Source organism: Saccharothrix espanaensis DSM 44229, assembly GCF_000328705.1.
GTDB lineage: Bacteria > Actinomycetota > Actinomycetes > Mycobacteriales > Pseudonocardiaceae > Actinosynnema > Actinosynnema espanaense.
The window spans coordinates 8897951-8909770 of record NC_019673.1 but is presented as its reverse complement, the minus strand read 5'-3'; the positions used below and the strand labels follow the sequence as shown (position 1 = coordinate 8909770).

Genomic DNA, 11820 nt, shown 5'->3' with positions numbered 1-11820 from the left:
AAGGACACGGTGAACCATGCCGGAGGACAACGATCGAGCGCCCTTGGTCCAGGTCAAGTTCCTGACCGTCGCCGAGGTGGCGCTGGTGATGCGGGTGTCGAAGATGACGGTGTACCGGCTGGTGCACTCGGGCGAGCTCACCGCCGTGCGCGTGGGCAAGTCGTTCCGGGTGCCCGAGAAGGCGGTGCACGAGTACCTGAGGAACGCGTACTTCGACGCCGGGTGAGGGCCCGCGCCGGCCGCCGGGTAAACTGACAGGCCGTTCGTGCCTGGTGTCGGCGCGCCCTACCTGATGGGTGTCTCCACCGGCGCGTGGAGAACCGCCATCGTCTAGTGAGTGAGGGACCCGCATGGGCTCGGTCATCAAGAAGCGCCGCAAGCGCATGTCGAAGAAGAAGCACCGCAAGCTGCTGCGCAAGACCCGCGTCCAGCGTCGCAAGCGCGGCAAGTAGGCCTACGGGTTTCCCGGCGCCGATCCCCGTCCGCGGGGGTCGGCGCCTGCTTTTTTCACCGCCCGGGGCGGGTTCCGCCGGGCGTTCTCCGCTGTGGTTCGAGTGGCCGTCCGGGTGAACGGCGCGGCGACCCGCACCAGGACCGCACACGCGCGACGATCAGGTCTGGTGACTGCGTGGGTAGCATCCACGTCGTCGCACCGCACCCCACGCACGGAGTCGCATGGCGCCCAAGGTCGTACTCGTCACCGGTTGCAGCCGCTTCCTCGGCGGCCACCTCGCCGCGCGGTTCGCCGCCAACCCCGACGTGGACCGGGTGCTCGGCGTGGACACCGAGCCGCCGCCGCGCGACCTGCTGCGCCGGATGGGCCGGGCCGAGTTCGTCCGGGCCGACATCCGCAACCCGCTCATCGCCAAGGTCATCGCCGCCGCGCACGTCGACACCGTCGTGCACGTCTCGGTGACCGCCAACCCGGCCGGGCCCACCGGTCGCGCGGCGATGAAGGAGATGAACGTCATCGGCACCATGCAGCTGCTGGCGGCGTGCCAGAAGTCGCCGCACGTGCGCAAGCTCGTGGTGAAGTCGACCAGCGCGGTGTACGGGTCCTCCTCGCGCGACCCGGCGGTGTTCACCGAGGACATGGGGCCCAAGGACCTGCCCTCCAGCGGCTACGCGAAGGACGCCGTCGAGGTCGAGGGCTACGTGCGCGGGTTCGCCCGCCGCCGGCCCGACGTCGACGTCACCGCCCTGCGCTTCACCAACTTCATCGGCCCGCGCATCGACACCGTGCTGACCAGGTACTTCGCCCTGCCGGTGGTGCCGACGATCATGGGCTACGACGCCCGCGTGCAGCTGCTGCACTCCGAGGACGCGCTGGCCGTGCTGGAGCGCGCGGCCCTGCACGACCTGCCGGGCGTGTTCAACGTCGGCGGCGACGGGGTACTGCTGTTGTCGCAGGCGATCCGCCGGGCGGGCAAGCTGCCGCTGCCGGTGCCGAGCGCGGCGGTGCCGACCGTGGGCAGGCTGTTCCGCGGCGCCCGGCTGGTGGACTTCTCGCCGGACCAGATGCGGTTCCTGAACTGGGGCCGTGTGGTGGACACCGGTCTGCTGCGGCGCGAGTTCGGGTTCACCCCCCGGTGGACCACGCAGCAGGCGTTCGACGACTACGTCAGCGGCCGGGGGATGCGGCCGCTGATCGATCCCGACCTGGTGTCGTCGGTCGAGCGCGGCGTGCTCGACGCGGCGGCCCGACTCCGGTGAACCCCGCCGAGGAGGTGCATGTGGCAGAGGCACGGGTCATCCCGCTGCACGCCCCGGACCGGGACGCGTCCCGGCGACGCGGTCCGGTGTCCGCCGCGCCACCCGTCCCGCCGGAGCCCGTCCCGCCGGAGCCTGCCCCGTCACCGGACTGGGAGCGCCGGCTGGCGGGCCTGCTGTCGTTCGCCCGGCGCCGGCTCCAGGGCGACTACGAGGTCGACGAGTTCGGCTTCGACCCCGACCTGACCGACAACGTCCTGATGCCGCCGCTCAAGCCGCTGTACGAGAAGTGGTTCCGGGTGGAGACCATCGGCCTGCACAACGTGCCGGCCGAGGGCGGCGCGCTGATCGTGGCCAACCACTCGGGCACGTTGCCGCTGGACGCGACCATGACGGCGTACGCGGTGCGCGCGGACCACCCGGCCCGCCGGCACCTGCGGATGCTGGGCGCGGACCTGGTGTTCAAGACGCCGGTGCTGGGCGCGCTGGCCCGCAAGTCCGGCCAGACCCTGGCCTGCAACCCCGACGCCGAGCGGCTGCTGCGCTCGGGCGAGCTGGTGGGCGTGTGGCCGGAGGGCTTCAAGGGCATCGGCAAGCCGTTCAAGGACCGGTACAAGCTCCAGCGGTTCGGCCGCGGCGGGTTCGTCTCGGCGGCGCTGAACACCGGGGTGCCGATCATCCCGTGCTCGATCGTGGGCGCGGAGGAGATCTACCCGAAGATCGGCGACATCAAGCCCCTGGCCAGGCTGTTCGGCTTCCCCTACTTCCCGGTGACCCCGCTGTTCCCGCTGCTGGGCCCGCTCGGCGCGATCCCGCTGCCGTCCAAGTGGTACATCGAGTTCGGCGAGCCGATCCGGACCGACGTGCACGGCGAGCACGCGGCGGACGACCCGATGCTGGTGTTCAACCTGACCGACCAGGTCCGCGAGACCATCCAGCAGACCCTCTACCGCCTGCTCACCCAACGCCGGAACGTCTTCCTGGGCTGAGGCGCGTGACGCCGGCGAGCCGGCCCTGACCCCAAGGTCGTGCGCGCCACCCCCACGACGGGCCTGGCTGCCCTGGAGACGGCTCTGAGAGGCGCGCTGGACGTCGAAGCGGGACTGGTCACGATCGTCGGCTTCGCGTCCGGGCCGTCGGTCCTCCGCGGCGCCGACGCGGTCCGGTGCCGCGCGGTCAGGGGCGGGGCTTGGCGATGACCTGCTCGTCGTCCTCGTACACGATCACGCCCGGGTCGTCCGTGGTCACGCGTTCGCAGCCCACGCCGTGCGCGGCCAGGACCGTCAGGTAGCCGTCGACCCGGCTGATCAGGTGCTGCGCCGACGACTTGAACCAGGCCACCGCGCCGGGGTGCAGGTCGAGGTCGTAGACGGTCGGGTCGACGGTGGTCGGGGTGAGGTAGGCGGCGTCGTACCAGGCGTTGTTCACCCGGCGGAACTCGTCCTGCCCCGGGGTCAGCCTGCCCTCCCGCGCCAGCCGGTTGACCAGGCCGAACACGCCCGGGTAGAGGCCGCGCGCGTTGGGCGTCGTGGCCTGGAACCGGACGTAGCGCGCGGCGGGCGCCTGCGGCTCAGCCACGGCGGCGGTAGGCCAGGCCGACGGCGATCGCGCCCGCGACGGCTCCCGCGCCGAGCACCGACGGCACGCCGATCTTCGCGGCCTTGCGCCCGGTGCGGAAGTCGCGGATCTCCCAGCCGCGCTTGCGGGCGGTGTCGCGCAGGCCCGAGTCGGGGTTGACCGCGACCGCCGTGCCGACCACGGACAGCATCGGCACGTCGTTGACCGAGTCCGAGTAGGCCGTGCAGCGGCGCAGGTCCAAGCCCTCCTTGGCGGCCAGCGAGCGCACCGCGTGCGCCTTGGCCCGGCCGTGCAGCAGGTCGCCGACGAGCTTGCCGGTGTAGATGCCGTCCTCGCTCTCCGACACCGTGCCGAGCGCGCCGGTCAACCCGAGCCGGCGGGCGATGATCTGGGCCAGTTCGACCGGGGTGGCGGTGACCAGCCACACCCGCTGCCCGGCGTCGAGGTGCATCTGCGCCAGGGCCTGGGTGCCGGTCCAGATCTTGTCGGCCATCAGCTCGTCGAAGATCTCCTCGCCGAGGCTGACCAGCTCCGCGACCGACCGGCCGGCGACGAACGACAGCGCCTGCTCGCGGGAGGCCTGCACGCTCTGCGGGTCTTCCCGGCCGCCGACCCGGAACTTGATCTGCTGCCAGGCGAACCCGGCCAGGTCCGAGTTCTTGAAGTACTTGCGCGCGGCCAGGCCGCGCGCGAAGTGGAAGATCGACGCGCCCATCATCATCGTGTTGTCCACGTCGAAGAACGCGGCGGCGGTCAGGTCGGTGGGGGAGTCGACGCCCGGACCGCGCACCGAGGCCAGCGCGGCCTCGGCCGAGGCCTCGCCGGCCAGTTCGGCGAGCCGCTCCCGTTCCGCCGAGCCCTCCACCACACGCCTTTTCACCACGTCAGCGCCTCCCAGCGTCCGCTGGGGACAGGGTAGCGATCAGCCGCTGAGACCGAGCAGCGGCGGCAGCGTGATGGGCAGCGAAGGCAGCTGGACGGGCGGTTCGACGGTGACCGTCACCGACGGGAGCGGCAGGCCCGGCTTGCTGGTCGGGGGCGTGGTGCCGCCGCTGCCGGGCGCGGGTGCGGTCGCGGTCGGCGCGGGCGCGGATGTGGACGTGGTGGGTCCGGCGGGCGTCGGGGTGACCGCGATCGACGTGCCCGACGGTTGCGTCGCGGACGGGCTGGGGGCGATCGGCGGCGCGCTGCACTCGCCGGTCGCCGGGACCGGGCCGACCTCGTCGACCTCGCCCGTCGTCACGGTCGCGCAGCGGCTGCGCGCGGCCAGGTCGGCGGCCCGCTGCGCGATGCGGCCGAGCAGGTCCAGGGACGTGCCGGAGCGGGTCGCCGCCTCGGCGGGCAGCCGGTCCCGCAGGTCGCCCAGGCGGGTGGTCTGGGAGGTGGCCCACTCGCGCAGCGAGCCGAGCGTGCGCTCGTCCGAGCCCGTCCCGTCCGAGCCCGTCCCGTGCGCGGCCAGCACGCGGGAACCGGCCGCGGCGTCGGCGTCGAAGTCGGTCAGCGCGGTGAGGTGGCCGCCCAGCGGGCCGCCGCCGGAGTCGCGGTAGCGGTCGACCAGGGTCTCGATCTCCGAGATCCGGGCCGCGGCGAACTCCAGCCGCTTGTAGCCCTTGGACTCCTCGCCGAAGGTCAGGCCCAGCGAGGCCGACTCGGCGGTGCGCTTGACGCCGTAGAGCGCGTCACCGGGCAGCGCGTCGCGGGACAGCAGCAGGCTCATCCCGGCCAGCGAGAACACCAGGCACAGCGCGGCGGCCAGGGCTACCGCTAATCGCCCACGGGCTCCGCTGCGCGGACGGATGCTGTCGATCTTGGCGGTCGGTGGCGGGGAGGCGTTGAGCACCCGCTCCCGCATCCGGGCCTTGGCCGCCTCGTCCGGGCCGCTCGTGACTGCGGCTTTCCGCAGCAGGGCGACCACCGCGAGCTCGTCCGCGAAGGCCGGGTCGGCTTGTTCGGGCAGCGCGTCGACGGCGCGGGCGAACTGCTCGCGCTGCCTGTGACGCCCTAGCGGCGTGATCCCTCTGCCCACCATCCCGCACCAGACTCGTCAGGAGTTCCTGCCCCGAGTAACGAACCCGCGGGTGCCGGGGTTACGCGGGCACGAGCGACGCGTCCCAGGACCACGCGATCGTGGCAACCGGTCACCGCAGCCAGTTCGGCAGCAGTTGGGCCAGCCTGCGCACAGCGCGGTGTTGCAGGGCCTTGATGGCGCCTTCGTTGCGACCCATCTTCGCGGCCGTCTCCGCCACGGACAAGCCCTGGATGAAACGGAGAGTGATGCATTCCCGCTGGTCGTCACCCAGTTGGGCTACACATTTGAGGAGTTCCGCGTTCGCCGCGTCGGTCAGCACCTCCTGCTCGGGACCGCTCGTGACCTCGCGGTTGTCCGCCGGCTCGGCCGTCGTGACCTCCAGCCGGTAGCGGCTGGACTTCACGTGGTCGAAGACGATGTTGCGGGCGATGGTGACGAACCACGCACCCACGTCCCGGCCCTGGTAGCTGATGGAGCCGATGCTGCGCAGCGCGCGGAGGAACGTCTCGCTGGTGACGTCCTCGGCCAGGGTGCGGTCGCCGACCCGGAACAGCACGTACCGGAAGACCACGTCCACGTACCGGTCGTAGAGCGCGCCGAACGCGTCCGTGTCGCCGGACTGGGCGGCACGCACGAGGTCCCACGGCTCTTCGACCGAGTCGTTCTGCACACCCTCGATCGTGCTGGACCGGCCGCCCGCACTCCACATCGAGCGGAGTGTCCGGTCCGTCTTGTCGCGCGCCCTTGCGGTCATCGGCTCGCGGCACCTCCACAGAGTCGCCGTCCGGGCAGCATACGTGTTGTTACTCCGTAGTAGGTAGCGGCAACCGGTCTCGAACCCACCACGCGTTCGCCGGGCACTGCGTGACGCCACCCGCCCGTGACAGACTGCGCTGAGGTCCGCAGAGGTAAACCAGGAGGTCGACTTGACCGCTTCCGCACGCAACGTCGCCGACCTGGTTCGCGCCTCCGCGCACCGTGGACCCAAGCACGTGGCACTGGTCGATGTCACGACTGCGAACAGCTACACCTGGTCGGAACTCGATTCGTTCGTGGACCGCGAGGCCCACCGACTGGTGGACGCGGGCGTCGAACCGGGTGACCGGGTGGTCGTGCGGCTGCCCACCGGCCCGGCGTTCTGCGTGGCCGTGTTCGGCGTGCTGCGCGCGGGCGGTGTCGTGGTGCCGGCCGGGCCGGGCCAACCCGCCCGCGAACTCCAGCGGCTGGTCGCCGACAGCGGCGCGCGGCTGCTGGTCGGCGACGCCGGCGACACGGACGCCACCGCGCTGCCCGAACCCGAGCTGCTGCCCGGCGACGAGTTCGCCACCACCGGCTCCGGCGAGGACCTGGCCGTGCTCGGCTACACGTCCGGGACCTCCGGCGTGCCGCGCGGCGCGATGCTCTCGCACCGGGCGCTGCTGGCCAACGTCGACCAGTGCGCGTCCCTGCGTCCCGCCCCGGTGACCGCCGGCGACCGGGTGCTGCTGGCGCTGCCGCTGTTCCACGTCTACGGCCTGGGGCCGGGCCTGCTCCAGGTGGCGGGCGCGGGCGCGACGGCAGTGCTGCTGGAGCGGTTCGACCCGGACGCCGCGCTCACCGCGATCCGCGAGCACCGGGTGACCACGCTGGTCGGCGTGCCGCCGATGTACCAGGCGATCGTGGCCCAGCCGGCCGAACGCCTGCGGGAGGACCTGGCCACCGTCCGCCTGTTCACCTCCGGTGCCGCGCCGCTCGCGGCGGGCGTGCTGGACGGCGTGCGCCAGGCCGTCGGCCTGCCCGTGTACGAGGGCTACGGCCTGACCGAGACCGGCCCGGTGCTGACCTCCACGCTGGTCGGCGGCACCCCGAAGCCGGGTTCGGTGGGCCGGGCGCTGCCCGGTGTCGAGGTGCGCCTGGTGGACAGCGACGGCCGCCCGCTCGACCTGGACGAGGACGAGCCGGGCACCGGCCTGGTCGCGGCCCGGGGCGCGAACCTGTTCAGCGGCTACTGGCCGGACGGCGCGCACGGCCCGGACGCCGAGGGCTGGTTCCGCACCGGCGACGTCGGCTACCTCGACGAGGAGGGCGACCTGCACCTGGTGGACCGGGCGGGCGACCTGATCATCGTCAACGGCTTCAACGTCTACCCGCACGAGGTCGAGCAGGTGGTGGCGGAGCTGGCGGGCGTGGCCGAAGCGGCAGCGGTCGGCGTGCCCGACGAGCGGACCGGCGAGTCGGTGAAGGTCGTGGTGGTGCTCGGTGACGACGCGGACCTGACCGAAGACGCGGTCAAGGACCACTGCGCGGCCCGCCTGGCGAAGTTCAAGGTCCCCACGGCCGTCGAGTTCGCGACCACCCTCCCGCACTCCCCCACCGGCAAGCTCGCCCGAGCCCGCCTCCGCCTCCCCCTCTCCTGACCGCCCCCGCTGTCGTCCGCGCGGCCCCGCCTCGGCCCTCGTCCCGGCCCCGTCGAGGCGGGGATTGTCGGTGGTCCGTGGGACCATGGAACCGGGGGCCGGAGGCCACGTCGGCGCTGTGGGGCGGTGCGCGATGATGGGCGTGTGAGCCACCACGTGACCCTGGTCAGCCGCGTCGACTGCCACGCCTGCGAGCAGGCTCGGGCCGACCTCGAACGGATCTGCGGCGAACTGGAGGTGCCGTGGGACGTGCAGGACGTGGACAGCGACCGCGAACTCCGCGCCGAGTACGGCGACCGGGTGCCGGTGATCCTGGTCGACGGTGCCGAGCACGGCTACTGGTCGGTCGAGGAAGACCGGCTCCGCGCCGCCCTGGCCTGACCCACCGCCCGATCCGGTCTGCTGCCCGGCCCCGCCCGGCCCCGCCCGCCGCCCGATCCAGCCCGCCGCCCGATCCGCCGCTCCCGATCCGTCGAAGCCCAAGGGGCGAGCGGGGCCGATCCGGGGGTCCCGGAGCCCGAGATCGGGGGAGTGGATTACCGGGGGCTTACGAATTCACCGAACCGGGGCGGCTCCGGTGTCGAATTACCCGTATGTCGCGTTGGACCGCAGCCCTGATCGGCCTTCTCGGTGTCGCCGCCGCCCTCGCGGCCGGGCACCTCGTCGCGGGGCTGGTCGGGCCCACCGCGTCGCCGTTCCTGGCGGTCGGGAACACCGCCATCGACTTCACGCCGACGCCGCTGAAGGACTTCGCGGTCCGCACGTTCGGCACCTACGACAAGCTCGTCCTGCTGGTCGGCATGGCCGTGGTGATCGCCGCCGTCGCGGTGGTCGCCGGGCTGCTGTCGCGCACGAGCCCGCTGCCCGGCACGATCCTGGCCACCGCGCTCGGCGCGCTCGGCGTCGCGGCCGTGCTCTACCGGCCCGACCTGGGCCAGCTGGCCGTCCTGGCGCCGGTCGCGGCCGGGGTGGTCGGGGTGCTGGTGTTCCGGTGGCTGCACCGGGCCGCGAGTGCGCCCTCGGCACCGGGGGAGGGGCGGCGGACGTTCCTGATCGCGGCGGGCGCGAGCGTGCTCGCCGGTCTCGGCGGGCAGTTCATCGGCACCCGGACCGACGTCGAGGGCTCGCGCAGCGCGGTCGGCGAGCTCAAGCCGACCACCCCCGCGCCCGCGATCCCGGCCGGCGCGGACTTCGTCGCGGACGGGACACCCTCGTTCATCACGCCGAACCGGGACTTCTACCGGGTCGACACGGCGCTGAGCGTGCCGCGGGTGCTGGCCGAGGACTGGACGCTGCGCGTGCACGGGCTGGTCGACCGCGAACTGACCCTCTCCTACGACGACCTGCGCCGCCGTGACCTGGTCGAACGCACGATCACGATGACCTGCGTCTCCAACGAGGTGGGCGGCCCGTACGTGTCGACGGCGAACTTCGTCGGCGTGCCGCTGCGCGACGTGCTGCTGGAGGCGGGCATCAAGCAGGGCGCCGACCAGCTCTTCTCCACCAGCGTGGACGGGTGGACCGCCGGTTCCCCGGTCGACGTGGTGCTGGAGCGCGACCGGGGCGCGCTGATCGCGCTGGGCATGAACGGCGAGCCGCTGCCGGTCGAGCACGGGTTCCCGGCCCGGCTCGTCGTCCCCGGCCTCTACGGCTACCTGTCGGCCACGAAGTGGGTGGTCGACCTGGAGCTGACCACGTTCGCGGACAAGCGCGGGTACTGGCTGGAACGCGGCTGGGGCCAGAAGGGCCCGGTCAAGGTCATGTCGCGGATCGACACCCCGCAGGGCTTCGCCACCGTGCGGGGCCGGGCGGTGGTCAGCGGGGTGGCCTGGGCGCAGCCGACCGGGGTGGGCAAGGTCGAGGTGCGGACCGACGGCGGGCCGTGGCGGGACGCCGAGCTGGCGACCGCCGTGAACGGGTCGACGTGGCGGATGTGGCGCGCCGAGCTGGACCTGCCCGCCGGCGGGCACACCGTCGAGTGCCGGGCCACCGACCTCAAGGGCTTCACCCAGCCCGCGGAGCGGGTGGCCCCGATCCCGGACGGCGCGACCGGCTGGCACTCGATTTTTTTCACGATCGAGTGATTGGGTCGAACCGGATCGACCCCGGCTTCGAACACCTCAGTGAATACCGAATCCGGTAAAACGAGGAGTGATTCCCAGTGCGCAAGCTCGCCATCGCCGGTGTCGCCGCCGCAGCCGCCCTGTCTCTCGCTGCCTGCGGAGGTGGCGACAGCGCCTCCAGCACGAGCACCACCGCCGCGGCCACCACCACGACCGCCGCCACCGCGTCGTCCTCGGCCATGGCCGACGGCGTCACCCAGACCACCGACGTGTTCGGCGCGGGTTGCGCCAGCGTGCCGCAGGACCCGTCGAACAAGGGCTCCCTGCAGGGCATGGTCAGCGACCCGGTGGCCATCGCGGCGAGCAACAACCCGCTGCTGACCAAGCTGGTGGCGGCCGTCAAGGCGGCCAACCTGGTCGACACGCTGAACTCCAAGCCCGCGATCACCGTGTTCGCGCCGTACGACCCCGCGTTCGCCGAGCTGGGCGACGCCAAGTTCCAGGAGCTGGCCAACGACCCGACCACCCTGGGCAAGATCCTGGCCTTCCACGTGGTCGACAAGCGCTACGACGCCAAGGGCCTGGAGTCGGCCGGCACCGTGAAGTCGCTCACCGGCCAGGAGCTCAAGGTCGCCGGCACCGGTGACGCGATGACCGTGAACGGCGCGCCCGTCCTGTGCGGCAACATCCCGACCAAGAACGCCACCGTGTTCGTGATCGGCAAGGTCCTCACGCCGCCCGCGGCGTGACCCCGGCCGGTGGGGGCGGACCTCCCCCGGAACGCCCCCACCTCCCCTGCACTGCCCCGGATCCGGCGGCCCTCGGGCCGCCGGATCTTCGGCGTCCGGGCACCGGCGCGGCCGGTCCCGCCGGGTTCACCCGAAGGAGGGTGACGAGCCCGGCCGGTCCGGCGGGTATCCACGCGGCGACCCGGCCCACCTTTCCCACGGGGGGATGTTCCATGGGGGTCGCACGCGTTCAGGTGCCCGCCCGGCCGTCAGGTCGCCGACTTTGTGCACACGTTCACAAGCGGTACGGTGGGTTTATCACTCCGCTGGTGACGGTGCCCGGCGGGTCAGTGCTTCGGATGTCGAGGAGAGCCAGCGTGGTGGATCGGCGGGGCGAGGGTGACGAGGTCGTGACCACCACCTCGAAGCCGCCCGCCGAGTCGGTCGCGGACGTCCGGGAACGGGCGCGCGCGATCCCCGAGGCGGCGGTGGCACGGCTCGCGGTCTACCTCCGGGTGCTCTCCGGGATGGCCGAGCAGGGCGTGACGACCATCTCCAGCGAGGAGCTCGCGGGCGCGGCCGGGGTCAACTCGGCGAAGCTGCGCAAGGACCTCTCCTACGTCGGCTCGTACGGCACCCGGGGCGTCGGCTACGACGTGGAGGTGCTCGTCAGCCACATCGAGCGGATCCTCGGGCTCACCCGCAAGCACTCCGTCGCGGTCGTCGGCATCGGTAATCTTGGTCACGCGCTGGCCAACTACGGCGGCTTCCCGAGCCGGGGCTTCCCGGTCGCCGCGCTGTTCGACATCGACCCGGACCTCACCGGAGTGCCGGTAGGCGGCATACCCGTCGACCACATCGACGACATCACGTCCATCTGCGCCGCTCGCGAGGTCTCGATCGGCGTCATCGCCACACCGCCCCAGGCCGCCCAGGCCGTCTGCGACCGTTTGGTATCCGCCGGCGTGCAGTGCATCCTGAACTTCGCACCCGTCGTGCTCCAAGTGCCGGACAACGTCGAGGTGCGCAAGGTCGACCTGGCGGTCGAGATGCAGATCCTGTCGTTCCACGTGGCGCGGCGGGCCGACGAAGCCGCCGTCGACGTGGTCAACGGCGTCGGTGTGGACGGGGTGGTGATTCGCCCGTGATCGTGCGGGTAGTGGGCCGGACGGCTCCGGTCTCTTCGACCGGACCGGCGACGGGCCTCCAGACGTGCCCCGGGATGTCCTCGGCGACGTCCGCTGTGTCGTCCGCTGTGACGTCCGCTGTGACGTCCGCTGTGTCGTTCTCTGTGTCGTCGTCCGCTGTGTCGTCGT

General features: G+C 72.5%; 13 protein-coding genes. 9 read left to right on the top strand and 4 right to left on the bottom strand.

Going from position 1 to position 11820, the window contains the following annotated elements:
- Positions 1-16: 16 nt before the first annotated feature.
- From BN6_RS39185 to BN6_RS39175, 4 genes are all read left to right on the top strand, one after another.
- A complete protein-coding gene (locus BN6_RS39185) occupies positions 17-226 on the top strand; it encodes a helix-turn-helix domain-containing protein (RefSeq protein WP_015105423.1) in 210 nt (69 codons plus the stop codon).
- 124 nt (positions 227-350) lie between these two features.
- A complete protein-coding gene (locus BN6_RS44675) occupies positions 351-452 on the top strand; it encodes a 30S ribosomal protein bS22 (RefSeq protein WP_015105422.1) in 102 nt (33 codons plus the stop codon).
- Between the two features lie 223 nt (positions 453-675).
- Complete coding sequence (locus BN6_RS39180; protein WP_015105421.1) at positions 676-1713, top strand: NAD-dependent epimerase/dehydratase family protein; 1038 nt, start codon at positions 676-678, stop codon at positions 1711-1713.
- A gap of 20 nt (positions 1714-1733) precedes the next feature.
- Positions 1734-2699 (top strand): lysophospholipid acyltransferase family protein, encoded by a 966-nt coding sequence (locus BN6_RS39175; RefSeq protein WP_041319461.1) that lies wholly within the window; start codon positions 1734-1736, stop codon positions 2697-2699.
- Positions 2700-2886: 187 nt separating this feature from the next.
- On the opposite strand, the gene BN6_RS39170 is transcribed toward BN6_RS39175, so the two are convergent.
- From BN6_RS39170 to BN6_RS39155, 4 genes are all read right to left on the bottom strand, one after another.
- Positions 2887-3288 (bottom strand): hypothetical protein, encoded by a 402-nt coding sequence (locus BN6_RS39170; protein ID WP_015105418.1) that lies wholly within the window; start codon positions 3286-3288, stop codon positions 2887-2889.
- Positions 3281-4171, bottom strand: coding sequence for an HAD family hydrolase (locus tag BN6_RS39165; RefSeq protein WP_015105417.1), 891 nt, complete (start codon positions 4169-4171; stop codon positions 3281-3283). Before BN6_RS39165 ends, BN6_RS39170 begins: the two co-directional genes overlap by 8 nt.
- 39 nt (positions 4172-4210) lie before the next feature.
- Entirely contained in the window at positions 4211-5317 is a 1107-nt protein-coding gene (locus BN6_RS39160) for a DUF5667 domain-containing protein (RefSeq protein ID WP_015105416.1), read from the bottom strand.
- Between the two features lie 109 nt (positions 5318-5426).
- A complete protein-coding gene (locus BN6_RS39155; protein ID WP_408005350.1) occupies positions 5427-6026 on the bottom strand; it encodes a sigma-70 family RNA polymerase sigma factor in 600 nt (199 codons plus the stop codon).
- A 217-nt stretch (positions 6027-6243) separates the two neighbouring features.
- Between BN6_RS39155 and BN6_RS39150 the strand changes: the two genes are divergently transcribed.
- From BN6_RS39150 to BN6_RS39130, 5 genes are all read left to right on the top strand, one after another.
- Positions 6244-7713 carry an AMP-binding protein gene (locus BN6_RS39150; protein ID WP_015105414.1) on the top strand — a complete coding sequence of 490 codons (1470 nt, stop codon included), beginning with the start codon at positions 6244-6246 and terminating at the stop codon, positions 7711-7713.
- A gap of 144 nt (positions 7714-7857) precedes the next feature.
- A complete protein-coding gene (locus tag BN6_RS39145) occupies positions 7858-8094 on the top strand; it encodes a glutaredoxin family protein (RefSeq protein WP_041315607.1) in 237 nt (78 codons plus the stop codon).
- A gap of 212 nt (positions 8095-8306) precedes the next feature.
- Positions 8307-9797 carry a molybdopterin-dependent oxidoreductase gene (locus tag BN6_RS39140; protein ID WP_015105412.1) on the top strand — a complete coding sequence of 497 codons (1491 nt, stop codon included), beginning with the start codon at positions 8307-8309 and terminating at the stop codon, positions 9795-9797.
- Positions 9798-9874: 77 nt separating this feature from the next.
- Entirely contained in the window at positions 9875-10525 is a 651-nt protein-coding gene (locus BN6_RS39135; protein WP_015105411.1) for a fasciclin domain-containing protein, read from the top strand.
- A 356-nt stretch (positions 10526-10881) separates the two neighbouring features.
- Positions 10882-11652: a redox-sensing transcriptional repressor Rex gene (locus BN6_RS39130; RefSeq protein WP_148303177.1), complete on the top strand. Its 771-nt coding sequence runs from the start codon at positions 10882-10884 to the stop codon at positions 11650-11652.
- The last annotated feature ends 168 nt before the right edge of the window (positions 11653-11820 follow it).